Origin of the sequence: Streptomyces sp. TP-A0874, assembly GCF_001748085.1 — a bacterium.
Lineage (GTDB): Bacteria > Actinomycetota > Actinomycetes > Streptomycetales > Streptomycetaceae > Streptomyces.
In genome coordinates, this window is record NZ_BBZK01000012.1 from 74,400 (window position 1) to 97,921 (window position 23,522).

Sequence of the window (23,522 nt, forward strand, 5' to 3'; positions counted from 1 at the left end):
CGGTCTCACAGGTCGAGCACGAGCTCGGGGGTCTGGGCGCGCGACACGCACGGCAGGAACGCGTCGGTGCGGTCGGGCTCGGTCAGCGAGTCGCGGTGCAGGGGTCGGCCCTTCAGGACCGGGAGTTCGCAACTGCCGCAAACACCGTCCCGGCAGGCGTTCGGCACGTCGATGCCGGCCGCGTCCAGGATGTCGAGGGCCGTGCAGTCGGGGGGTACGGAGAGCCGTCGGTCGGACCGGCTGAGGACCAGTTCGAAGGCCTGCAGATCGTCCTCGTCGTCGCGGGGACGGGCGGAGAAGCGCTCGACGTGCAGCGTCCCCGCCGGCCAGGCCTCGCACCGCTCTTCGACGGCCGTGATCAGGCCTTCCGGGCCGCAGCAGTAGACCGCCAGCCCCTCGGTCGGTTCGCCCAGGGCCGCCGCGAGGTCGAGGTGGCCGAACTCGTCGAACGGCCGCGGTGCCACCTTGTCCCCGTAGGGCGCGAGCTCGGGCAGGAACGCCATCGAGCGGTGGGAGCGCCCGCCGTAGAGCAGTCGCCAGTCGCGGCCCTCCGCCTCGACTCGGCGGATCATCGGCAGCAGCGGCGTGATCCCGATGCCGCCCGCGATGAACAGGTAGCCCTCCGCCGCCACGAGCGGGAAGTTGTTGCGCGGTCCTCCCACCTCGACGAGTTCGCCCGGGCGCAGGGTCTCGTGCACATAGCGGGATCCACCCGCCGAGGCGGGTTCCCGCAGCACCGCGATCCGGTAGCGGTGCCGCTCCGCCGGGTCGCCGAGCAGTGAGTACTGGCGTACCTGTTCCGGCAGCCAGAGGTCGATGTGGGCCCCGGGCTCCCAGGCCGGCAGCAGACGCCGCTCGGGATCGGCCAGCTCGACGGAGAGCACGCAGTCGGACTCCCGCCGTAGGGCGACGACCTCGAGTTCCAGGACGCCTGTCTCGCTGTCGGACATCTCCACCTCCAGTTTCGGTACTAAGTACGGTACATATTACGAGCAAGGGTTGGGAAGTTCCCGCGGAGCATCTCGTACTTAGTACGGTACGCATCTTGAGGCGTTCTGGGAAGCCCCCTGAGCAGCCGGTACCGCTGAGGCGGTTCGCCCGGGCGCCGATCACCGACGTACCGGACCTCGAACGGGACGTCGTCCGGTACGGTTTGACCGGACGATCAGGAGGAGCCCCATGGCGCGGCAGCAGAGGCGGTCTCAGCGCGGCGACGCCCCGCTCTCCGCCGAGCGGATCATCGAGGCGGCCCTGCGCATCTCCGACGCGGAGGGGGACCTGGACCGGCTCACGGTGCGGCGGCTCGCCACCGAGCTGGGCGCCGGCACGATGACCCTCTACAGCTACTTCCGTAGCAAGGAGGAGATCCTCGACGGCATGGCCGACCACGTCCTGGGTCGGATGCGGCTGCCCGCCGAGCCCGACGCCGGACCGGCCGAGGCGCTCCGCACCGTCGGGCACGCCTTCCTCGCGATGATGCGCGAGCATCCGAGCGTCGTCCGGCTCTTCTCCACCCGCATCACGGACAGCCCCACCGCGCTGCGGGGCGCCATGGAGGCCGTGCTCCGCCGGCTCGTCGGCGCCGGCATTCCGGGGCCGATGGCCGTGCGCTGCTACGGCTTCCTCATCACCTACGCCATCGGCTTCGCCAGTTACCAGACACCCCGGCAGTGGGGGAAGGCGACCGCCGAGGAGGGGGCCGAGCAGCGCCGGCAGCGCCGCCACTTCTACGCCGCGCTACCGCTCGAGGAGTTCCCGCTGGTGGTGGAGTTCGCCGCGGAGGTCACCGAGCTTCCCTCCGACGCCCAGTTCGCCGCCGGCCTCGAGGCGTACATCGACAGCACGCTCCGCGCGCTCGAACGGGACACCGTACGGCCCTGAGCCCGGCTGTGACCGGCTCTTTCTCCGTTCCGCTGGTCCCCTCGCAGGCATCCTGGACCGCTCTTCCACGCGGGCCGGAAGCAGGCTCGCGCCCGGAGGCGTGAAAGCTCGGCGCCGGGAAAAACCTCGTCCGACCTCTTGACGCTCGCACAGTGGACCGTACACAGTACGATTCATTGCACGATGCTTCGTACGAAGTTTCTGTCCGACCGATGGCGACCTCGTAGTCCGTACCTGTGCATCCCCCCTACCTCAACGTCTGCCCGGCCGCGCCGCGACCGATATGAGCTGACATTGGCCAGATGTACGCGGGACCAGGGACCCTGGGAACTGAACGCGGATCTCGCCGACATCCCTTTCGACCGGCCGCCCCGTTCGGCGACCCACATTCCGGAGGACGCATGACCACGACGCGTTCCGCAGCGCAGCAGAGCAGAAGGGTAGTGTTCGCGAGCTGGATCGGCACGACGATCGAGTACTACGACTTCGCGATCTACGGCCTGGCCGCCTCACTGATCTTCGCCCCACTGTTCTTCCCGTCCACGGACCCCGCGGTGGGAACGCTGCTGTCGCTGTCCAGCTTCGCCGTCGGCTACCTGACACGGCCGCTCGGCGCCCTGGTCTTCGGGCATTTCGGCGACCGCATCGGCCGCAAGATGGTGTTGGTCGTCACGCTCGTTCTGATGGGCGTCTCGACCTTCGCGATCGGGCTGCTGCCCAACTACGCCCAGATCGGCATCGCCGCCCCCATCCTCCTCATCGTGGCCCGCCTGCTGCAGGGCTTCTCCGTCGGCGGCGAGTACGGCGGCGCCGTACTGATGACGGTGGAGCACTCCTCGGACAAGAAGCGCGGCCTGTTCGGTTCCGTGGTCAACACCGGCGCGACCGCGGGCCTGGTGCTCGCCAACCTGGTCTTCCTGCTGGTCTTCCAGCTTCCCGATGACCAGATGCTCTCGTGGGGCTGGCGCATCCCGTTCCTGGCCAGCAGCCTCCTCGTGGTCATCGGGCTCGTCTCACGGTACTCACTGGAGGAGTCGCCCGACTTCGCCGAGGCCAAGCAGCGGGGCACCGTCCGGGAACTGCCGCTCCTCGACGTGCTGCGCCACCACCTCGGGACGGTGGTGCTGGTGGCCGTGGGCATCATCGCCGCCGGCAGCGCCTTCACCATGACGACGGTCTTCTCCCTGACCTACGGCAAGGAGGCCCTCGGCCTGGAGAACAGCACGATGGTCTCCGTGCTCCTGCCCTCGACCGTGGTGATCCTCATCTGCCTGCCGCTGTTCGGCAAGCTCTCCGACCGGGTCGGGGTGCGGCCGGTGTTCCTCGCCGGTGCAGCCGCCCTCGTCGTGCTGCCCTTCGCGTGGTTCGCACTGCTGGAGACCCGCAACTACGGCCTGATGGTGCTGGGCTTCGTGCTGCTGTTCATCGGCTACTCCGCAAACTACGCGGTGGTGCCCGCCTACTTCTCCCAGGTCTTTCCACCGGCCGTCCGGTTCACCGGCATGTCGATCGGCTTCACCCTGGGACTCATCGCCGGTAACGCCATCGCTCCCGCCACCTCCGCGTGGCTTCTGGACGCCACCGGAGGCTGGACCGCCATCGCCTGCTACATGGCGGTCACCGGTCTGGTGTCCCTGGCGGCCGGACTCCTCCTGCGCATACCCGGGGCCGACACCGACCGGCAGCCGGCCGCCGAGGTGCCGGTCGAGACCGAGCAGGCCGTCGGGTGACCGTGCCCGACCCGACCCCGCGCCGCAGGTACGCCGACACCCGCCACGGACAGGTGCACTACGTCGAGCACGGCAGCGGCGCCCCGGTACTCCTGCTGCACCAGACCCCACGGTCCTGGGACGAGTACCGCGACGTCCTGCCGCTGCTCGGCGGGGAGTTCCGGGCCATCGCGATGGACACCCTGGGCTTCGGCCAGTCCGCCCGACCGTCCGGGCCCTGGAGCATCGAACTCTTCGCGGCCGGGGTGCTCGACCTCTGCGAGGGACTGGGACTCGACGAGTTCTCACTCGTCGGGCACCACACCGGCGCGGTGATCGCACTGGAGGTCGCAGCCTCCGCTCCGGACCGGATCCACTCCCTCGTGCTCTCCGGCATGCCGTTCGTCGACGCCGAGCGTCGGCGGCGGGTGGCCCGGCGGGCACCGATCGACCATGTCGTGCCGACGCCGGACGGTTCGCACCTGACGCGGCTCTGGCAGAACCGAGCCCCGTACTACCCGGCGGACCGGCCGGACCTGCTCGACCGCCTGGTGCGGGACGGGCTGGGCGTCCTCGACCGGGTCGAGGAGGGCCACCTGGCGGTGAACCGCTACCGCATGGAGGAGCGGATCGGGCTGATCCGCTCACCGGCGCTCGCCCTCTGCGGCGAACTGGACGAGTTCTCGCTCCCGGACCTTCCGAAGATCACCGCCGCGATACCCGGGGCCCGCGCGGCGGTCCTGCCCGGCACGGGAGTGCCGGCCGTTGACCACCAGCCCGAGCAGTTCGCGGCGACGGTCCGCGCCTTCCTCGGGGACCCGCACGGTTGCCCGGCGCCGGCCGGCGGGCCCCGCACCGGACCGCTCACCGACCCCGCCCCCCGCTGACCTCCCAAGGAGCCGAGCCATGGATGTCCACCACCGGACCGTCCCCCTCCCCGGAACATCGCTGTCCTACCACGTGAGCAGGCCGGCCGCCGACGGAACGCCGGTCGTCTTCCTGCACCCGTGGTTCGGCTGCTGGCAGTTCTGGACCTCCACCATGCGGCACCTGACCGGACGGCCGTGCTACGCCGTCGACTTCTACTCGCCCGCCGCCGGCGAGTGGTCCGCCGACCCCGGACCGACCACCCTCGCCGACGCCGTGGTGGCGATGATGGACGCCGAAGGACTCGACCGGGTCGACGTGGTCGGCAACTCGGTCGGCGGGATCGTCGCGCAGGTCATCGCCTCCACGACCCCGGAGCGGGTGCGCCGGCTCGTCCTGGTCGGCACCGGGGCGAGCACCCGGGGCGCCCTGCCCGGCTTCGCCCGGGCCGTCGACCGGTGGATCGAGGCGGGGCGGGAGGGCGGGGCCGCGTCCCGGGCCGCCGCTGAGGACACCGTCGGGATGCTGTTCACCGGCCGCCCCGACGACGCGACCTGGGACACCTACCTCCAGGCGGTCGTGCGCACCGACCCGGCGTACCTGGCAGCCGTCCTCGGCGCGGCGCGGGAGCTGGACCTCACGCCGCGACTCTCCCGCATCAGCGCGCCGACGCTGGTGGTCCGCGGCAGTGAGGACTGCGCTCGAACCGCGGAACACGCGGCCGTGCTCGTCGCGGGAATCCCCGCCGCCCGCTCCGTCGAACTGCCCGGCGCCGGACACTCTCCCATGGTCGACCAGCCGGACCGGTTCGCCGACCTCGTCTCGGCCCACCTCGACGAGGAGGCCGCCGAGCCCGTCGGCGGTGGCCGGTGAGCCTCGGCTTCGGTCACCTCGCCCGTATCGGCCACCTGTATCCGTCGGGCGGGCTGTGCGACTACGAGATCCAGTTGATGGCCCCGCAGGGGGTGCAGTTCGTCACCACCCGCCTGCCGTTCCGCAACACCGGCACGGCGGACGACCTGCGCCTGGTCGAGAACGTGGAAGAGCACGCCCGGCTGCTGGTGGATGCCGACGTCGACATCATCGCGGTCAACTGCACCGCCGCGACGCTGCTCGCCGGGCCGGAGCGGCTCCGGAACCGGATCGGCGAGGCGACCGGGATCGGCTCGGTCACCACGATCGAGGCGGTGCTCGCCGCTCTCTCGGCCACCGGGATCCGCCGACCCGCGTTGCTGACCCCGTATCCCGACGAGGTCGTCCGAGCGGAGACGGAGTTCCTCCGCGAGCGCGGCATCGAGGTCGTCACCCACCTGGGGCTGCCGCGGGCCACACCGGTCGAGCAGGCCATGATCGAACCAGCTGGCTGGCTCGCCCTCGCGGACACCCTCGACCCGTCGTTGATCGACGGTGTGCTGCTGAGCTGCGCGGGCATCCGCATCGCGGACGAGTTGCAGCGGATCGAGGACCGGCTCGGCCTGCCCGTGGTGGCCAGCAACCAGGCCCTGCTCTGGCATCTGCTCCGCACTCTGGACATCCCCGCCCGGCCGGACCGGTACGGCGCGTTGCTCGCGGGCCGTTTCGACACCGCGGCACCGAGCCCTGACGGCGCGCACTGAGCCTGCCGGAAACCTCGCCCCGGGCCGTCCCGCGACCCCGGCCGGACACGGATCGGCGCCGCGCCCGAGAAGGGCGCGGCGCCGCTCGTACCCCGGGTGGACCGGTTCAGTCGCGGACGCCGCTGACGTCCGAGAGGAAGTGGGACCAGGGGGACATGGTCACCCGCAGGGCGGGGATGTCCACGCGCTTTGAGTCCGCACATGGACCGCATGGGCGGACGTGGCGACTTCCACGCAGTCTCCGCCGTCGGGGCCGCTGTGGCTGCTCTTGAACCAGACGAGTTCGTCAGGCGCTCTGGCACACTCTTCAGTGTTCATTTCTCCCCTGCCGCGCGCTCGATGAGACGTGCAGACTCCTCGGTCTGCAACAGGCCCGGGACCAGTAGCTGGTCGTAGGAGAAGCGGCTCACCGCCTCCGTTTCGAGCAGGGCGAAGTCGCGGAAGAACTCCGGGAGTTTCGCCCGGTCCACGTCCTCCTGGAGTACCCGTAGTGCCCCGCCGGCGCCCAGCGCGCGCTCGGCTGCCTCGGTGAACATCGCCTTCGCTGGGCGGCGGCCCTGTTCAACGGAGGCCACCAACTCCAGGGAGTACCCGATGGCCTCCCCGAGCGCCTGCTGGGTGAGTGCGGACCGCTCGCGGCACAGGCGGACCAGCTTGCCGTACGCGCACCAGGCCGCCGGCCGGTCGCTCTCCGGTCGGCGCGGCCCCGGCACCGCCGCCGGACGTTCGCCTGCGCCGCCCGTCCCGCCCCCTTGGTGCCGTCCGGCCGCCTTGTCGCGCAGTCGGCCTGTCGATCCGCCGCGTCTGGGCAACGTCCGCTGTCCGGTGCGGGGCACGGGCAGTTGCCCGTACAGCTGCCGTACACGTCCGCCTGGTTCCCGTACCCGGCGGCCGATGCCGCCGTCCTGCCTGGTCAGGCTCGTCCCACGCCGGTCCAGCCCCTAGGCCAGTTCCCTCTCGAACCCGGACAGCAGCGCGTCGAGGGCGAAGCCGAAGCCCGCGCGGGACGGAGTGTCGCCCGCCTCCCGGGCGGCGCGCACCAGCACCGGGTAGGTGTCCGGGTCGACGTCGGCCAGATCGGCGGTCTCCCCGTCGGCGCGGCCCGCCTGTACGGCGGCATGGCCGAGGGCGAGGCTGGTCACCGAGTGGACGACGTCCAAGGCCCTGGGCAGGGTGAGGCCCGCCTCGTGCAGCGCCGCCACGGCGGCCTCCATGGTCCGCAGGTTGCGGGGTGTCACGGCGGGCCGGGACATCAGCAGCGGCACGATGTACGGGTGGGCGCCGAGCGTGGTGACGAGCGCGTCGGCGTAGGCGCGGAGGCCCTCCCGCCAGGTGGCCGCCCCGATCTCGGGAGGCGCGGCCTCCGCGATGACCAGCTCGACCATCCCGTCCAGCAGCGCGTCCTTGTTCGGCACATGGTGGTAGATGGTCATCGCCTCCACCCCCAGTTCCGTACCGAGACGGCGCATGGAGAGGGCCTTCAGCCCCTCCTGGTCGGCGAGGTGCACGGCCGTCTCCAGTACGGCTTGCCGGGTCAGTCCCGCCCGTTGCCCACGCGCCCTGTTGGCCGCCATGCCGCCCCCTTTCGTACCGGACGTCTCAGCCCCGGGTTTGACGATTCTTACGGCGTAAATATAGCGTGCGGGAAGTTTACTTACGATGTAAGAATCTTGTGGGGGGCTGACGACCGTGACATCCCGCACCGCCATGTACCTGGGGCTGGCGCTGACCGCGGCAGCCGCAGTGCTTCCGCTGGTCGACATGGCCACCGTGGACAGCGTCACCAGCCATGTACGCGACGCCTATCCGGACTGGCCCGACTCGGATGTGCGCAAGGACCGCACCGCCATCACCGTCTACCTGACTGTCGTCTGGGCGCTCGGCATCCCCTGCTGGCTCTGGGCGATCCGCTCGGTCCGCGGGGGAGCGCGCCGTGCCCGCACGGTGAGCGTCACGCTGTTCGTGCTCGGCGCCTGCCTCGCCCTCTTCGACCTCACCTACTCCGCGGCGCCCTACGACCGCATCATCCCGCTCTCCTACGGCCTGCTCGGGCTGCTGCCCTGCCTGGCAGGGCTGCTCGCGGTCGGCCTGGTGTGGAAGGAGAGCACCGATGCCGCCCCGGGCGACGGGCGTACCGGTGGTTTCCGGAGCCCGGTGGATACGGTGTGAGGCCTTAGCCGGCAGCCGTCCGCCGCGTTCACCGGCGGGGGCGCGGAGTGGTCGCCCACGCGGTGGCACCGTCCCCCCGGCCCCGGGCACCCGCCGGCCCGTCAAGTCGCGGTACGGCATTGGAACTTTCAGGGCACGGAGGTCCTGAGCGGCCCACCGGCGGGAAGGATACGGGCATGCAGCCCAGCGTTCCCGAACCGGTCCCCGAGGTGGTGCGGCAGACGGCCCGACAGGCGGTGCCACGGCCCCGGCAGCAGCCGGAGCCGCCGGACGCGCCCGCGATGCGGCAACCCGTCGGGATGGACGCCGTCCCCCCGCCCGGCACCTTGGCGGCAGCGGCGCCCGAACTGGACCCGGATCTGGACGCCGATCCGGACGCCTACGAGGGAGACGCCGAGGGGAGCGAGCTGCCGCCGGACCGCTTCCTGGACCGGGAGCGCAGCTGGCTGGCGTTCAACGAGCGGGTGTTGGAGCTCGCCGAGGACCCGGCGATCCCGCTGCTGGAGCGGGCCAACTTCCTCGCGATCTTCGCCAGCAACCTCGACGAGTTCTTCATGGTCCGGGTGGCCGGGCTCAAACGGCGGATCGCCACCGGGGTCGCCACCCGCTCCGCCTCCGGTTACCAGCCGCGCGAAGTCCTGCAGCAGGTCTGGGACCGGTCCCGGGAGCTGATGCTCCGGCACGCCGCCTGCTTCCGGCAGGGCGTGCTGCCCGGCCTGGCCGCCGAGGGCGTGGAGCTGATCCGCTGGCCGGAGCTGACCGAGCAGGAGCAGTCCCGGCTCTTCACGCTCTTCCGGCAGCGGATCTACCCGGTGCTGACTCCGCTGGCGGTCGACCCCGCGCACCCCTTCCCCTACATCTCCGGCCTCTCGCTGAACCTCGCGGTCGTGGTGCGGAACCCCGTCAGCGGCGAGGAGCACTTCGCCCGGGTCAAGGTGCCGCCGCTGCTCTCCCGTTTCCTGGAGGCCTCGCCGCAGCGGTACGTGCCGCTGGAGGACGTGATAGCCGCACACCTGGAGGAGCTCTTCCCCGGGATGGAGGTGCTCGCCACGCATCTCTTCCGGGTCACCCGCAACCAGGACCTGGAGGTGGAGGAGGACGACGCGGAGAACCTCCTCCAGGCCTTGGAGAAGGAGCTGATGCGCCGCCGCTTCGGGCCGCCGGTCCGGCTCGAGGTGGAGGAGGACATGGCTCCGGAGGTGCTGGATCGGCTGGTGCGGGAGCTGAAGATCTCCGCGGCGGAGGTGCACCGGCTGCCCGGCCCGCTCGACCTCACCGGGCTGTTCGGGATAGCTGCGCTCGACCGCCCCGAGCTGAGGTTCCCGAAGTTCGTGGCCGGACCCCACCCCGACCTCGCCGAGGCCGGAGCCGGCTCCGCCGCGGTGCCGGACGTCTTCGCCGCGCTGCGGGAACGGGACGTGCTGCTCCACCACCCCTACGACTCCTTCTCCACCTCCGTGCAGGCGTTCCTGGAGCAGGCCGCCGAAGACCCCGACGTGCTGGCGATCAAGCAGACGCTGTACCGCACCTCGGGCGACTCACCGATCGTCCACGCGCTGATAGACGCCGCGAACTTTGGCAAGCAGGTGCTCGTCCTGGTCGAGATCAAGGCGCGCTTCGACGAGCAGGCCAACATCAAGTGGGCCCGCGCGCTGGAGGACGCCGGCTGCCACGTCGTCTACGGGCTGGTCGGCCTGAAGACGCACTGCAAGCTCTCCCTGGTGGTCCGGCGGGAGGGCGACGCCCTGCGCCGCTACGCGCACGTCGGCACGGGCAACTACCACCCGAACACCGCCCGGCTCTACGAGGACCTGGGGCTGCTCACCGCCGACCCGCAGGTCGGCGCGGATCTCTCGGACCTCTTCAACCAGCTCTCCGGGTACTCGCGCCGTACCACCTACCGGCGGCTGCTGGTCGCTCCCCGCTCCCTCCGCGAAGGGCTGGTCCGGCGGATCGCGGCGGAGGCCGAGCACCGGCGGGCGGGGCGGCCGGCGTACGTCCGGATCAAGGTCAACTCGATCGTCGACGAGGCGGTCATCGACGCGCTCTACCGGGCCGCCCGCGCCGGTGTGCGGGTGGACGTCTGGGTGCGCGGGATCTGCGCCGTCCGCCCGGGGGTGGCCGGGCTCTCGGAGAACATCCGGGTCCGCAGCGTGCTCGGTCGCTTCCTGGAGCACTCGCGGATCTTCGCCTTCGGCAACGGAGGCGACCCCGAGGTCTGGATCGGGAGTGCCGACCTGATGCACCGGAACCTCGACCGCCGGATCGAGACGCTGGTGCGGGTGGCCGACCCGGGCCACCGGGCCTCGTTGGTGGCGCTGCTGGAGGCGGGGATGTCGGAGACCGCCGACTCCTGGCTCCTCGGCCCGGACGGCGAGTGGAGGCGGCGCGGGACGGACGGGGACGGGGCGCCGCTGCCCAACGTCCAGGAACGGCTCATCGCCGCCCGGCGGCGGGGGCGAGGCCCGGCGCTGAACTGAGGCGCGCGGTGGACGGGCGCCGGGGGGCGCCGCTCAGCGCGGCGCCAGCGCCCCCCAGGCCACGCTCACCTCGCCCTGCCGCCACCGCTTGGGCCCGTCGGTCAGCGGCCAGTCGGCGGCGAGCGAGCGGACCGAGCGCATCCAGCGCTGCCGGACCCCGAGCGGCGCGTAGGGCGCCGCCGCCGCCCAGGCACGCTCGAAGTCGGAGAGGAAGGCGTGTATCGGTTCGCCGGGGACGTTGCGGTGTATCAACGCCTTCGGGAGCCGCTCGGCGAAGACGGCGGGGCTGCCCAGATGGCTCAGCCGGGCGGCGAAGGTCACCGTCCGCGGACCGTCCGGCCCGAGCGCTATCCACACATGGCGGCGCCCTATCTCGTCGCAGGTGCCCTCCAAGAGCAGCCCACCGGGGGCCAGCCGGGAGCAGAGCCGCTCCCAGGCCGCCGCCACCTCGGCCTCCTCGTACTGGCGCAGCACATTGGCGGCCCGCAGCAGGACCGGGCGGGCGTCCCCCGGCAGCGGGACCTCGAAGCCGCCGCGGCGGAAGGAGAGGCCGGGGCGGGCGTAGGGCTGGGCCGCCGCCACCCGGTCCGGATCTATCTCCAGGCCGACCACCTCGGCGTCAGGCCGCACCCGGCGGAGCCGCTCCAGCAGTTCGACGGCGGTCCAGGGCGCCGCCCCGTACCCGAGGTCGACGGCGAGCGGGCGGCGGGCACGGCGCAGCACCTCGGTCCGTTCGGCGGTGATCCAGCGGTCCATCCGCCGCAGCCGGTTGGGGTTGGTGGTCCCCCGGGTCGCCGTGCCGACGGGACGGGAGGGTGCGGAACGGCCAGCCATGGGTTCCAGTGTCCCGCCCCGCTGGCGGAGCCCGTGCAGAGGGGGGTCGCTGACAGCACAGCCGACGGCCGAGACGTTCGGTCACCGTTTGGCAAAGTGGAAATGGTTGGGGTGATTCCGGTGGTTGCAGGCGGGAGAGGGGTGGTTCGCGCCCCGGGTCGAGGAGGTCTCGCGCGGTGAGCCAGCAGGTGTCCCGGTGGAGTGTGCAGAGCCAGCGATCCGGGGGCGGGCTCCCCGCCGCCAGACACCCCGGGATCAGCACGCTTCCCCCGGCCCGGCAGGGCGGCCCCCGCCGGCCCCGGCGCGTCGCCATGCTCAGCGTGCACACCTCCCCGCTGCACCAGCCCGGGACCGGCGACGCCGGAGGGATGAACGTCTACATCGTCGAGCTGGCCCGGAAGCTGGCCGCCCTCGACATCGAGGTGGAGATCTTCACCCGGGCCACCAGCGGTGACCTGCCGCCGACCGTCGACATGGCGCCGGGGGTGCTGGTGCGCCACATCGACGCCGGGCCCTACGAGGGGCTGGCCAAGGAGGAACTCCCGGCACAGCTGTGCGCCTTCACCCACGGCGTGCTGCGGGCCTGGGCCGGGCTCCGGCCCGGCCACTACGACCTGGTGCACTCGCACTACTGGCTCTCCGGGCAGGTCGGCTGGCTGGCGGCGGAACGCTGGGGTGTCCCACTCGTCCACGCCATGCACACGATGGCCAAGGTGAAGAACGCCGCACTGGCGGAGGGGGACACCCCGGAACCCGCGGCCAGGGTGATAGGGGAGACGCAGGTGGTCCGCGCCGCGCACCGGCTGATCGCGAACACCGAAGGCGAGGCCGCGGAACTGGTCCACCACTACGCCGCCGACCGACGTCTGGTCGACGTGGTGCACCCGGGCGTCGACCTCGACCTCTTCCATCCCGCCGACGGCCGCGCCGCGGCCCGAGCCCGCCTCGGGCTGCCGCAGGAAGCGCTGATCCCGCTGTTCGCGGGGCGGATACAGCCGCTCAAAGCACCCGACGTCCTGCTCCGCGCGGTCGCGGTTCTGCTCCGGGAGCGGCCCGATCTGCGCGGGCGCACCCTCGTGCCCGTGGTCGGCGGTCCCAGCGGCAGCGGCCTGGCCAGGCCCGACCGCCTGCGGAGCCTGGCGGAGCAGCTCGGCATCGCCGACGTGGTCCGCTTCCAGCCGGCGGTCGGGCAGCGGCAGCTCGCCGACTGGTACCGGGCCGCCTCAGTCCTCGTCATGCCCTCCTACAGCGAGTCCTTCGGACTGGTCGCGATCGAGGCCCAGGCAGCCGGCACCCCCGTCCTCGCCGCCGCCGTCGGCGGGCTACCGGTGGCGGTACGCGACGGGATCACCGGTTTCCTGCTGCCGGGACACGATCCGGCCGACTACGCCCAGGTCCTGCGCCGCCTCGCGGACCAGCCCGCGCTGGGCGAGGAGATGGGCCGGGCCGCGGCCCGCCACGCCCGCGGCTTCGGCTGGGACGCGGCGGCGGCCGCCACCGCGGAGGTCTACACGGCGGCGCTGCGCGCGCACCGTCACCTACGATCGCACCATGGCTGAGGCGGTGGCGACGGCGCGGGAGATCATCGAGCGGACCCTCCGGGAGGCGGAGCTCGACTGGGAGAGCCCGAAGGACGGGCACTACGTCGTGAAGCTCCCCGGCACCGCCAAGCTCTCCACCACCTGCTCCCTGGTGGTCGGCCGGCACTCGCTCTCCGTCAACGCCTTCGTGGTCCGCTGCCCCGACGAGAACGAGGCGGCCGTCCACCGCTGGCTGCTGGAGCGGAACACCCGGCTCTTCGGGGTCGGCTACGCCGTCGACCGGCACGGGGACGTCTACCTGGTCGGCAAACTGCCGCTCTCCGCCGTCACCCCCGAGGGGCTGGACCAACTGCTGGGCACGGTGCTGGAGAACGCCGACGGCAGCTTCAACACCCTCCTGGAGATGGGCTTCGCCACCGCCATCCGCCGCGAGTACGCCTGGCGCACCGCGCGGGGGGAGTCCACCCGCAACCTCCAGGCCTTCGGACACCTGACGGGCCGGGATGCCGAGGGCATGGAAGGAGAGTCCACCGGCACGGGCTGAGCAAGCGGCGGGCCGGCAGACCCCGTCGATTAGGCTCGGGGGCATGGCCGACGCACCGTACAAGCTGATCCTCCTCCGCCACGGCGAGAGCGAGTGGAACGCCAAGAACCTCTTCACCGGATGGGTGGACGTCAACCTCACCGAGAAGGGCGAGAAGGAGGCGCAGCGCGGCGGCGAGCTGATGACCGCCGCCGGCCTGCTCCCCGACATCGTGCACACCTCCGTGCAGAAGCGCGCCATCCGCACCGCGCAGATCTCCCTGGAGACCGCCGACCGCCTCTGGATCCCCGTCAAGCGCTCCTGGCGGCTCAACGAACGGCACTACGGCGCGCTCCAGGGCAAGGACAAGGCGCAGACGCTCGCCGAGTTCGGCGAGGAGCAGTTCATGCTCTGGCGCCGCTCCTACGACACCCCGCCGCCGGTCCTGGAGGACGGCGCGGAGTGGTCCCAGAGCGACGACCCCCGGTACGCCGACCTCCCCAGCGAGGCGCGCCCGCGCACCGAGTGCCTCAAGGACGTCGTCGCCCGCATGCTGCCGTACTGGTACGACGGCATCCTGCCGGACCTGCAGGCGGGCCGCACCGTGCTGATCGTGGCGCACGGCAACAGCCTGCGGGCGCTGGTCAAGCACCTCGACCAGATCTCCGACGCGGACATCACCGGTCTGAACATCCCGACCGGCATCCCGCTGCTGTACGAACTGGACGCCGACTTCCGGCCGATCACCGCGGGCGGGGCCTACCTCGACCCGGAGGCGGCGAAGGCGGCCATCGAGGCGGTCAAGAACCAGGGCAGGAAGAAGTAGGCCCATACCCGAACAAGCCCCCTGCCCGCTGTTTGCCTGCTGGTAAGGGGCTTGTTGCTGCCCCGGGGCAGGTCTCCCGGGGCCGTCAGATCCGGGACGGGCCGGACCGGGTGGGGTCGAAGACGGTGGCCAGGGGCGAGGTCGACCGGACCTCGGCGATCACTGACCAGGTGTGCCGAACCGCTCGGATCGCGACGGTGCGCGGATCCGCCGGAGGCCCGGTGGATCCGCGCACTTTGCCACTGTGTGCTCTGCGCTGCGGTGTCAGCGCAGCGGAGGCTGCCGCCGCGGCGCTCCGGGAACGTGTCCCGGAGCCCGCGGCGACCCTCTTGGTGCGGGGTCAGCCGCAGCCGCCGCCGCACTGGCAGGCGCTGCCGCTCTGGCAACCGCAGCTACATCCTGAGCCGCAGCCGCAGTTCCTCGGTGCCGGGTCGGGTGTGGTCGTGGTGGGGAAGTCGGCCATGAGTACCTCCTCGATGGCAATGCATCCTGATCAACCGTTCGTTACTGCACACCAGTTCGCCCGGGCGCGTCAACGGCGCGCGGGAGCACGTAGGAGATCGTCGGAATGCTCGTGAGCCGGTTCCGGAGGCCGCTCCGCCCGGCCCGCGCCGGCGGACGTCCGGAGCCGCTGTCCGCCCCAGCACCACCCCCCGCCGGCCGCCGGGCGATGCCGGAGCAGCCGACCGAGCTGGCCGACCGTCCCACATCGAACCGAGCCGAACCGAACCGAGCCGAACCGAGCCGAACTGAACCGAGCCAACCGAGCCAACCGAGCCGACCGGTCGCCGGCCGGGTCAGCCGCCCTGGACCGGGCCGCCCTGCTCGATCTCGTCCGCGTGCTCGCCGGTCACCAGGTAGACCACCCGCTGGGCGACCGAGACCGCGTGGTCGGCGAACCGCTCGTAGTAGCGGCCGAGCAGCGTGACGTCGACCGCCGTCTCGATGCCGTGCTGCCAGCGTTCGTCCATCAGGCGCCGGAAGAGGTCCCGGTGCAGCAGGTCGATGGCGTCGTCGTCCTGCTCCAGCTGGAGCGCCCGGTCGACGTCCTTGGTGATGATCACTTCACCGGCCTTCACCATCAGCCGCTGCGCCAGTTGCCCCATCTCCAGGATGGTGGCGTGCAGGTCCTGCGGTACGGCCGACTCCGGGAAGCGCCGCCTGGCGAGCTTGGCCACATGCTGGGCGAGGTCCCCGGAACGCTCCAGGTCGGCGCTCATCCGCAGGCTGGTGACGACGGTCCGCAGGTCGGTGGCGACCGGCTGCTGCCGGGCCAGCAGGGTGATCGCCCGGTTCTCCAGCTCGCGCTGCAAGTCGTCGACCTTCTCGTCTCCCGCGATCACCCGTTCGGCGAGGTCGAGGTCGGCGTCGAGTATGGCCGTCGTCGCGCGGCCGACGGCCGAGCCGACGAGCCGGGCCATCTCGACCAGATCGGCGCCGATCTGGTTCAGCTCCTCTTGGTATGCGTCCCGCATGGTGTATCTTCCCTCGCTCTGTGCACCTGGCGGCACAAGGCGTGCCCTGATGCCCCACCGTGCGGGGCCCACGCGTCCGGCTCCGACATCCGGGGTGAACCCGTGCCGACCCCGGGGTGAACTCTCGGTGACGAGTGTCGAAGACGACATCCCGGCCCATGGGAGGTCCTCGCCGACCTGCTTAGTCTTGACGTATGGACGGAAGCGCGGCGATCGCCGCCGTGGCCGCGATCGCCGGAGCAGGCACCGGCGTGGCCGCCATGTTGGCGCTCCGCTGGAGCGAGCGGGAGCAGGCCGGGCACCACCGTGCGGCCCGGCCGGCCCAGCCGGTGCTGCCGCCCGGCGTGGACACCGTGCTCTCGGTGCTCCGCTCCTCCGCCGTCGTCCTCGACGACAGCGACGGGGTGGTCAAGGCGAGCTCGGCCGCGTACGCCCTCGGCCTGGTGCGCGGCGGCGAGCTGGCGGTCGAGCCGATGCTCAGGATGGCCCGCGAAACCCGCCGGGACGGGGAGATCCGCCAGGTCGAGCTGGAGCTCCCGCGGCGCGGTACCGGCCGGGGCGAGGAACTGGCCGTCTCGGCGCGGGTGGCCCCGCTCGGCTCCCGGCTGGTGCTGCTGCTGGTGGAGGACCTGACCGAGGCCCGCCGGATCGAGGCGGTCCGGCGGGACTTCGTGGCCAACGTCAGCCATGAGCTGAAGACCCCGGTGGGGGCGCTGTCGCTGCTCTCCGAGGCCGTCATGGACGCCTCCGACGACCCCGAGGCGGTCGACCGCTTCGCCCGGCGGATGCAGACCGAGGCCACCCGGCTCACCAATCTCGTGCAGGAGCTGATCGACCTCTCCCGGGTGCAGAACGACGACCCCCTGGAGGACGCCGAGCCGGTCTCCGCGGACCAGCTGGTCGCCGAGGCGGTCGACCGCTGCCGGCAGCAGGCGGGCAACAAGCGCATCGCGATGGTCGCCGGCGGCACCGCCGGCCTGTACATCTGGGGGAACCGCGGCCAGCTGGCCGCCGCGCTCGGCAACCTCGTCGAGAACGCGGTCAACTACAGCCCGCCGCGGACCAGGGTCGGAATCGCCGTCCGGCGGGTGACCGGCCCCGGCGGCGACTTGATCGAGATCGCCGTCAGCGACCAGGGCATCGGCATCCCCGAGCGGGACCGGGAACGCGTCTTCGAGCGGTTCTACCGGGTCGATCCGGCCCGCTCCCGGGCCACCGGCGGCACCGGGCTCGGGCTCTCCATCGTCAAGCACGTCGCCGCCTCGCACGGCGGTGAGGTAACCGTCTGGAGCGCTGAGGGCCAGGGCTCCACCTTCACCCTGCGGCTTCCGGAGGCCGAGGGCGTCCGGAAGCGGGACAGCGGCCCGCCGTCCGACTCGGTGGGCCCGGACGGCTGCGACCACCCGGCCGGACCGGCCGGCGCCGACGCGGCGGACCAGCCGCCCGCGACCGGTGGGCGAAATGCTCCGGAGCCCCTGGCCCACCCCGGTGGCCCGGACACTCCCGCCCTCGCCGCCGGTTCCTCCGACCGTTCGGAGGAACCGGCGGGAATCCCTGTCGGCCCGGGCTCTCCGCCTCCGGAGACGCCCTCCACCAACCTTTCGGAACAAGCGCTCCGCGCCCCTGATACAGCCCCGGAGGTCCTTCCGTGACCCGAGTGCTCGTCGTCGAGGACGAGGAATCGTTCAGCGATGCCCTTTCGTACATGCTCCGCAAGGAGGGGTTCGAGGTCGCGATCGCGACCACCGGGCCGGACGGCCTGGAGGAGTACGACCGCAACGGCGCCGATCTCGTACTGCTCGACCTGATGCTGCCGGGCCTGCCCGGCACCGAGGTCTGCCGCCAGCTGCGGAACCGCTCCAACGTGCCGGTGATCATGGTGACCGCCAAGGACAGTGAGATCGACAAGGTGGTCGGTCTGGAGATCGGCGCCGACGACTACGTGACCAAGCCCTTCTCCTCGCGCGAGTTGGTGGCCCGGATACGCGCGGTGCTGCGCCGCCGCGGGCAACCCGAGGAGACCGTCTCCACCGCGGTGGAGGCGGGTCCGGTGCGGATGGACATCGATCGCCATGTGGTGACGGTCGGCGGCACCAAGGTGGATCTGCCGCTCAAGGAGTTCGACCTGCTGGAGATCCTGCTGCGGAACGCGGGCCGGGTACTCACCCGGATGCAGCTCATCGACCGGGTCTGGGGAGCGGACTACGTCGGCGACACCAAGACGCTCGACGTCCACATCAAACGGCTCCGGGCGAAGGTCGAGCCGGACCCGGGCGCCCCCCGTTACCTGGTCACCGTCCGCGGGCTCGGCTACAAGTTCGAACCCTGATCCCGGCACCGGCTCCGCCCGGTACGGGGGCGGCCCCCGGAACGCCGTCAGCGTTCCGGGGGCCGCCCCCGTCGTCAACCGCCGCTCACCGGGAGCGGCCGCCGGTCACTCGTCCGCGGCGTCCCCGCTGTCGGAGCCGGCCTTCTCCTCGTCGGACTTCTCCGCGTCCGCCTTGTCGGAGCCGGCCTTGTCGGAGCCGGACTTCTCGGAGCCGGCGGAGGCCGAGCTCGACGGCGAGGGCGCGCTGCTCGGCCCGAACTTCTCGTAGTAGTGGGTCGCCGGGACGACGAAGACCGTCATCTTGATGGCCCCGGTCCTGCTGAGCCGGAAGACGACCTGCTGGGTGTCGCCGTCCTCGCCGACCTTGCCGCTGTCCTCCAGGATCGCGGAGGCGTTGCCCTCACCGCCGAGCAGCACGGAGCCCCCGGCCGGCACGGTCACCGGACCGGAGCCCTTGGCCGGCGAGAGCACGACCGACGAGCCGGTGCCGGGCACGGACACCGACTCCAGGGTCTGGTCCTTCCGGCTCTGGTTGAAGATCCGGGCACTCACCGAGGCCGGTCCGCCGGGGCCGTCGGCCTCCGTGATCAGCACCGCGTTGTGGATCTGGATGTCGTCGATCGTCGTCGCGGCGTTGTCCGGCTTGACCTGGAGGGTCTCGGCGTCGAACCCAGCGGCGCAACCGGTGAGCGCGACGAGCGACAGCGCGGCGGCGGCTACGAGGGCACCACGTCGAAGGCTCGGGGTACCCCCGGCCGGAGGTTGGGGCAGGCTCACGGCGGCGGCATCTCCTAGTACGGACTACGGCGGCCGAACGGCTCACGCCCGGACGCGGATGGACAGCTGGGGTTCGGACACGGCCCGTCCCCGTGTATCAGCGGCCTTAGATTACCCAGCCGCCGTTTCCGCTCCGCACCCGACCCGCACCCTACGGCCCGGCCGCCCCGGGAACGCTGCCGAAGCCGCTGACGGCGGCGGGTGCCTGCGCGGCGGCGGCGCAGCCGGACAGCGGGGTGGTCGGACGCCGGAGGCGGCGGCGGTGTGCCGTACGTCACCCGCGCCGCCGGGGAGTGAAGTGCTGCCCGGCCAGGACTCGCTGACCGGTCGTTCCGCAGCGCGCGGTTGCGGTCGCGCCGCGGGCACGCTGCGGAGAAAAACGGGCGGCGGGTCGCCGTGGCTGGTAATCGGAGGGGAATGCCCGTGCGTTGGGAATTCGATCAGTCGCCTGTTTGATCGAATTCAGGAAAACTCCCCGAAGTGAGTGCGCCCGGTGTCGAACGGAGTAGCGCAAGTCACTTCTTGGATTCCGGCAAACCGGGACGTTCGGTTGCTTCGGAGGGGTGGTGAGGCTCTCTGTGGCGCATCTTTCACTTCACCCCCACAGCCCCTCCGACCTGCGAATACCTGCTGGAAGCGGGGCCGCGCAGCATGTACCGCCCGTGGTTGTCAACCCCCGAGAACCGCCCTGACCTGCGAAAACACCATTCAGAACGGTCCGTTCCCGTGTTACTCTGGATAGCCACGGAAGGGGTACCTGTCACATGACGTTCAAGGTTGGCGACACCGTGGTCTATCCCCATCACGGGGCCGCGCTGATCGAAGCCATCGAAACTCGCCAGATCAAAGGCGTGGACAAGACCTACTTGGTGCTGAAGGTCGCGCAAGGCGATCTGACCGTTCGAGTGCCCGCGGACAATGCGGAGTTCGTCGGCGTTCGCGATGTGGTCGGGCAAGAGGGACTGGACCGGGTCTTCGAGGTGCTGCGTGCACCGTATGCCGAAGAGCCGACCAACTGGTCCCGCCGCTACAAGGCGAATCTCGAGAAGCTCGCCTCCGGCGATGTGATCAAGGTGGCGGAGGTCGTCCGCGACCTGTGGCGCCGTGAGCGCGAACGCGGACTCTCCGCGGGTGAGAAGCGCATGCTCGCCAAGGCCCGCCAGATCCTGGTGAGCGAACTCGCTCTGGCGGAGAACACCAACGAGGACAAGGCCGAGGCTCTGCTCGACGAGGTTCTCGCGTCCTGATCTGAGATCCGGACCTCCGACAGCCTTTCCGAGCGCCCGGTGAGCAGATTTTCGCGGTGGCCCGGCGTCGTATCGCCGGGCCACTGGCGTGGCGGGTTGGAGAGGACTCGACCCGGGCTCGCCCGGGTGGGCCGGCATGGCTGTTCGAGTCCGGACTGCCCGCCGGAACACGGGTGCTTGCCGGCCGGCGGGTGGCTTGGGAATGCTGTTGGCGTGCCGGGCCCGGGCAGCTCGCTCGGCCGGTTGTCACGGAAGGGACCGGTCGGGGCGTCGCGCCCGGCACGCTGTGGCCCATACCCATCCCGGTCGAGGAAACAAACCTGAACGCCAACGCAGCTCCGCAGTCCCGGGCGTCCGTGTCGACGCCCGAAAGTCCCGGCGACGTGACCGCGGCGGTCATCCCCGCGGCGGGCCGAGGGGTCCGGCTGGGTCCGGGCACCCCCAAGGCGCTCCGCGCCCTGAACGGTGTGCCCATGCTGGTGCACGCGGTCCGGGCGATGGCCCGTTCGCGGGACGTCTCCCTCGTCGTGGTGGTCGCTCCGCCGGACGGCGCACAGGAGGCGCGCACGCTCCTGGACGACCACGCGCGACCCGATTCGACCGAACTGGTGGTCGTGCCCGGCGGCGGCACCCGACAGGAGTCGGTGCGGCTCGGCCTGGCCGCGCTGCCGCCGGAGGTCACCGTGGTGCTGGTGCACGACGCGGCCCGGCCGCTGGTCCCGGTGGAGACCGTGGAGACGGTCGCCGCCGCGGTCCGCGGCGGCGCCCCCGCCGTGGTGCCGGCGCTGCCGCTGGCCGACACCGTCAAGCAGGTGGAGCCCCGGGCCGGCGGCGGGCCGGAGCCCGTGGTGGCCACCCCCGACCGCGCCGCGCTGCGGGCGGTGCAGACCCCGCAGGGCTTCGACCGGGCCACGTTGGAGAAGGCGCACCGGACGGTCGCCCTGGAAGGCGAGGGCGTGACCGACGACGCCGGTATGGTCGAGCGGCTGGGCCTGCCGGTGGTGGTGGTGCCCGGGCACGAGGAGGCGTTCAAGGTGACCCGTCCGCTGGACCTCGTGCTGGCCGAGGCCGTACTCGATCGTCGGAGGGCTACCGATGGCTTCGCCTGACCGCGACAACGGGGGACCGGCCGCCCGGTCCGCCGGGATGATCGGATTCCCGCTGCCGCAGGTGGGCATCGGCACCGACGTGCACGCCTTCGAGAAGGGGCGGGAGCTGTGGTGCGCGGGCCTGCGCTGGGAGGAGCCGGGCGGCGGCGTCCCCATCGGGCTGGCCGGCCACTCCGACGGCGATGTCGCCGCACACGCCGCCTGTGACGCGCTGTTCTCGGCGGCCGGTCTGGGCGACCTCGGGGAGCACTTCGGGACCGGACGGCCCGAGTGGGCCGGCGCTTCCGGCGTGACGCTGCTGACCGAGGCGGCGCGGATCGTGCGGGCGTCCGGTTTCGACATCGGCAACGTGGCCATCCAGGTGATCGGGGTCCGTCCGAAGATCGGCGGACGGCGTGCCGAGGCGCAGCGGGTGCTGTCGGAAGCGGTCGGCGCACCGGTCTCCGTCTCCGGCACCACCACCGACGGGCTGGGGCTGACCGGGCGCGGGGAGGGGCTGGCGGCCACCGCCACGGCCCTGGTCGTGCCCGGGGGCGTCGTCACTCCTTGAGGACTGTGCCGTAATCGCGCCCGGCCGCCGGAGGGAGCGGTGTGCGGGGACACGGGACGGCTGCGGGAGACCGGGGCGTACGGCGGCGTCGGAGTCAGTACCCTGGTCCCGTGACTATTCGGCTGTACGACACCAGCGCCCGGCAGATCCGCGACTTCGCCCCGCTGACGCCGGGCTGTGTCTCGATCTACCTCTGTGGCGCGACCGTGCAGGCCGCCCCGCACATCGGACACATCCGATCGGGACTCAACTTCGACATCATGCGCCGCTGGTTCGCCTACCGCGGCTACGAGGTGACGTTCGTCCGCAACGTCACCGACATCGATGACAAGATCATCGCGAAGGAGGCGGAGAGCGGCGAGCCGTGGTGGTCGATCGGCTACCGCAACGAGGGCGCCTTCAACGCCGCCTATGACGCCCTCGGTTGCCTCCGGCCGACCTACGAGCCCCGCGCCACCGGCCACATCCCCGAGATGATCGAGATGATGCGGGGGCTCATCGAGCGCGGGCACGCCTATCCGGCCGACGGCAACGTCTACTTCGACGTCCACTCCTTCCCGGAGTACCTCGCCCTGTCCAACCAGGAGCTGGACAACCTCCTCCAGCCCTCCGGCGAGGGGGAGACCGGCAAGCGGGACCCGCGCGACTTCGCCATGTGGAAGGCGGTCAAGCCCGGGGAGCCGAGCTGGGAGACGCCCTGGGGGCCGGGTCGGCCCGGCTGGCACCTGGAGTGCTCCGCGATGGCCCACAAGTACCTCGGCAGCGCCTTCGACATCCACGGCGGCGGCGTGGACCTGGTCTTCCCGCACCACGAGAACGAGATCGCCCAGAGCCGGGCCTTCGGCGACGACTTCGCCGCCTACTGGGTGCACAACGCCTGGGTGACGATGAGCGGCGAGAAGATGAGCAAGTCACTCGGCAACTCGGTGCTCATCTCGGAGATGGTGGCGCGCTGGCGCCCCGTCGTACTCCGCTACTACCTCGGCACCCCGCACTACCGGTCGACGATCGAGTACAGCGAGGAGGCGCTGCGGGAGGCGGAGTCCGCCTTCGGGCGGATCGAGGGCTTCGTGCAGCGGGTCACCGAGCTGGCCGGGGTGACGGAGCCCGCGCCCGAGGTGCCGCCGGCCTTCGCCGAGGCGATGGACGACGACCTCGGGGTGCCGCAGGCGCTCGCCGTCCTGCACACCACCGTCCGGCAGGGCAACTCCGCACTCACCGCGGACGACAAGGAGGCGGCCGTCGCCCGGCTGGCCGAGGTGCGGGCGATGCTCGGCGTGCTCGGCCTCGACCCGCTGGACCCCCGGTGGAGCGGCGCGGGAGAGCAGAGCGAGGAACTGCACGACGTGGTCGACTCCCTGGTCCGCCTGGTGCTGGAGCAGCGCCAGGCGGCGCGGGCCCGCAAGGACTACGCCACGGCGGATGCCATCCGCGACCGGCTCCAGCGGTCCGGGCTCCTCATCGAGGACACCCCGTCCGGGCCGCGATGGGAGATCGGCCCGCACTGACGGTCCGCCGACCGCCGGCGAGCACAGCAGTTCAGTTCCATACAAGTTACGCAGCAAGTTACGCAGCCAGTACCGCCGAGC

Annotated in this window: 23 protein-coding genes and 1 pseudogene; 16 read left to right on the forward strand and 8 right to left on the reverse strand. The window is 71.7% G+C overall.

Features of this window, described 5'->3' with window-relative positions; all coding sequences use genetic code 11:
* Positions 1-5 precede the first annotated feature (5 nt).
* Positions 6-950 carry a PDR/VanB family oxidoreductase gene (locus tag BGP73_RS19670; protein WP_069816783.1) on the reverse strand — a complete coding sequence of 315 codons (945 nt, stop codon included), beginning with the start codon at positions 948-950 and terminating at the stop codon, positions 6-8.
* A 229-nt stretch (positions 951-1,179) separates the two neighbouring features.
* Here BGP73_RS19670 and BGP73_RS19675 point away from each other — a divergent pair, with 229 nt between their 5' ends.
* From BGP73_RS19675 to BGP73_RS19695, 5 genes are all read left to right on the forward strand, one after another.
* On the forward strand, positions 1,180-1,881 hold the full coding sequence (locus BGP73_RS19675) for a TetR/AcrR family transcriptional regulator (RefSeq protein WP_069816785.1): 702 nt from the start codon (positions 1,180-1,182) through the stop codon (positions 1,879-1,881).
* 401 nt (positions 1,882-2,282) lie between these two features.
* Positions 2,283-3,611, forward strand: a complete 1,329-nt coding sequence (locus BGP73_RS19680; RefSeq protein WP_069816787.1) for an MFS transporter — start codon at positions 2,283-2,285, stop codon at positions 3,609-3,611.
* Positions 3,608-4,477 carry an alpha/beta fold hydrolase gene (locus tag BGP73_RS19685; RefSeq protein WP_170837894.1) on the forward strand — a complete coding sequence of 290 codons (870 nt, stop codon included), beginning with the start codon at positions 3,608-3,610 and terminating at the stop codon, positions 4,475-4,477. The genes BGP73_RS19680 and BGP73_RS19685 overlap by 4 nt, the downstream gene beginning before the upstream one ends.
* A gap of 19 nt (positions 4,478-4,496) precedes the next feature.
* Positions 4,497-5,330 (forward strand): alpha/beta fold hydrolase, encoded by an 834-nt coding sequence (locus BGP73_RS19690; RefSeq protein WP_069816789.1) that lies wholly within the window; start codon positions 4,497-4,499, stop codon positions 5,328-5,330.
* Positions 5,327-6,073, forward strand: a complete 747-nt coding sequence (locus BGP73_RS19695; RefSeq protein ID WP_069816791.1) for a maleate cis-trans isomerase family protein — start codon at positions 5,327-5,329, stop codon at positions 6,071-6,073. The genes BGP73_RS19690 and BGP73_RS19695 overlap by 4 nt, the downstream gene beginning before the upstream one ends.
* A gap of 159 nt (positions 6,074-6,232) precedes the next feature.
* Here BGP73_RS19695 and BGP73_RS22350 read toward each other — a convergent pair whose 3' ends face one another.
* The 3 genes and pseudogenes from BGP73_RS22350 to BGP73_RS19705 form a co-directional block, all read right to left on the reverse strand.
* The gene (locus BGP73_RS22350) at positions 6,233-6,391 is read right to left on the reverse strand and encodes a DUF397 domain-containing protein (RefSeq protein WP_244501282.1); all 159 of its coding nucleotides are present in this window, start codon (positions 6,389-6,391) and stop codon (positions 6,233-6,235) included.
* 20 nt (positions 6,392-6,411) lie between these two features.
* Positions 6,412-6,786 (reverse strand): annotated as a pseudogene (locus tag BGP73_RS19700) (helix-turn-helix domain-containing protein); the annotation flags it as partial.
* Between the two features lie 228 nt (positions 6,787-7,014).
* The gene (locus BGP73_RS19705; protein WP_069816793.1) at positions 7,015-7,647 is read right to left on the reverse strand and encodes a TetR/AcrR family transcriptional regulator C-terminal domain-containing protein; all 633 of its coding nucleotides are present in this window, start codon (positions 7,645-7,647) and stop codon (positions 7,015-7,017) included.
* Between the two features lie 115 nt (positions 7,648-7,762).
* Between BGP73_RS19705 and BGP73_RS19710 the strand changes: the two genes are divergently transcribed.
* Together BGP73_RS19710 and BGP73_RS19715 are read left to right on the forward strand one after the other, a co-directional pair.
* Positions 7,763-8,242 carry a hypothetical protein gene (locus tag BGP73_RS19710; RefSeq protein ID WP_139134587.1) on the forward strand — a complete coding sequence of 160 codons (480 nt, stop codon included), beginning with the start codon at positions 7,763-7,765 and terminating at the stop codon, positions 8,240-8,242.
* Positions 8,243-8,541: 299 nt separating this feature from the next.
* The gene (locus tag BGP73_RS19715; protein WP_244501287.1) at positions 8,542-10,722 is read left to right on the forward strand and encodes an RNA degradosome polyphosphate kinase; all 2,181 of its coding nucleotides are present in this window, start codon (positions 8,542-8,544) and stop codon (positions 10,720-10,722) included.
* A 33-nt stretch (positions 10,723-10,755) separates the two neighbouring features.
* Here BGP73_RS19715 and BGP73_RS19720 read toward each other — a convergent pair whose 3' ends face one another.
* A complete protein-coding gene (locus tag BGP73_RS19720) occupies positions 10,756-11,556 on the reverse strand; it encodes a methylase (protein ID WP_069816797.1) in 801 nt (266 codons plus the stop codon).
* Between the two features lie 254 nt (positions 11,557-11,810).
* Between BGP73_RS19720 and mshA the strand changes: the two genes are divergently transcribed.
* The 3 genes from mshA to BGP73_RS19735 are packed head-to-tail and all read left to right on the forward strand — an operon-like array spanning position 11,811 to position 14,446.
* Positions 11,811-13,115, forward strand: coding sequence for a D-inositol-3-phosphate glycosyltransferase (mshA, locus tag BGP73_RS19725; protein ID WP_069816897.1), 1,305 nt, complete (start codon positions 11,811-11,813; stop codon positions 13,113-13,115).
* The gene (locus BGP73_RS19730) at positions 13,108-13,641 is read left to right on the forward strand and encodes a YbjN domain-containing protein (RefSeq protein ID WP_069816799.1); all 534 of its coding nucleotides are present in this window, start codon (positions 13,108-13,110) and stop codon (positions 13,639-13,641) included. Before mshA ends, BGP73_RS19730 begins: the two co-directional genes overlap by 8 nt.
* 43 nt (positions 13,642-13,684) lie before the next feature.
* Positions 13,685-14,446: a phosphoglyceromutase gene (locus BGP73_RS19735; protein ID WP_069816801.1), complete on the forward strand. Its 762-nt coding sequence runs from the start codon at positions 13,685-13,687 to the stop codon at positions 14,444-14,446.
* A gap of 85 nt (positions 14,447-14,531) precedes the next feature.
* Here BGP73_RS19735 and BGP73_RS23210 read toward each other — a convergent pair whose 3' ends face one another.
* Positions 14,532-14,681, reverse strand: coding sequence for a hypothetical protein (locus BGP73_RS23210; protein WP_170837895.1), 150 nt, complete (start codon positions 14,679-14,681; stop codon positions 14,532-14,534).
* A gap of 562 nt (positions 14,682-15,243) precedes the next feature.
* A complete protein-coding gene (gene phoU, locus BGP73_RS19740; protein WP_069816803.1) occupies positions 15,244-15,921 on the reverse strand; it encodes a phosphate signaling complex protein PhoU in 678 nt (225 codons plus the stop codon).
* 194 nt (positions 15,922-16,115) lie between these two features.
* Between phoU and BGP73_RS19745 the strand changes: the two genes are divergently transcribed.
* Complete coding sequence (locus BGP73_RS19745) at positions 16,116-17,573, forward strand: sensor histidine kinase (protein WP_079127697.1); 1,458 nt, start codon at positions 16,116-16,118, stop codon at positions 17,571-17,573.
* A complete protein-coding gene (locus tag BGP73_RS19750; RefSeq protein WP_069816805.1) occupies positions 17,570-18,250 on the forward strand; it encodes a response regulator transcription factor in 681 nt (226 codons plus the stop codon). Before BGP73_RS19745 ends, BGP73_RS19750 begins: the two co-directional genes overlap by 4 nt.
* Before the next feature lie 105 nt (positions 18,251-18,355).
* Here BGP73_RS19750 and BGP73_RS19755 read toward each other — a convergent pair whose 3' ends face one another.
* Positions 18,356-19,027 carry a DUF461 domain-containing protein gene (locus tag BGP73_RS19755; protein ID WP_244501283.1) on the reverse strand — a complete coding sequence of 224 codons (672 nt, stop codon included), beginning with the start codon at positions 19,025-19,027 and terminating at the stop codon, positions 18,356-18,358.
* Positions 19,028-19,791: 764 nt separating this feature from the next.
* Between BGP73_RS19755 and BGP73_RS19760 the strand changes: the two genes are divergently transcribed.
* From BGP73_RS19760 to cysS, 4 genes are all read left to right on the forward strand, one after another.
* Complete coding sequence (locus BGP73_RS19760; RefSeq protein ID WP_006380568.1) at positions 19,792-20,274, forward strand: CarD family transcriptional regulator; 483 nt, start codon at positions 19,792-19,794, stop codon at positions 20,272-20,274.
* Between the two features lie 383 nt (positions 20,275-20,657).
* Positions 20,658-21,383: a 2-C-methyl-D-erythritol 4-phosphate cytidylyltransferase gene (gene ispD / locus BGP73_RS19765; protein ID WP_244501284.1), complete on the forward strand. Its 726-nt coding sequence runs from the start codon at positions 20,658-20,660 to the stop codon at positions 21,381-21,383.
* A gap of 37 nt (positions 21,384-21,420) precedes the next feature.
* Positions 21,421-21,933: a 2-C-methyl-D-erythritol 2,4-cyclodiphosphate synthase gene (gene ispF, locus BGP73_RS19770; RefSeq protein ID WP_107474093.1), complete on the forward strand. Its 513-nt coding sequence runs from the start codon at positions 21,421-21,423 to the stop codon at positions 21,931-21,933.
* A gap of 110 nt (positions 21,934-22,043) precedes the next feature.
* Complete coding sequence (cysS, locus tag BGP73_RS19775) at positions 22,044-23,441, forward strand: cysteine--tRNA ligase (protein ID WP_069816810.1); 1,398 nt, start codon at positions 22,044-22,046, stop codon at positions 23,439-23,441.
* The last annotated feature ends 81 nt before the right edge of the window (positions 23,442-23,522 follow it).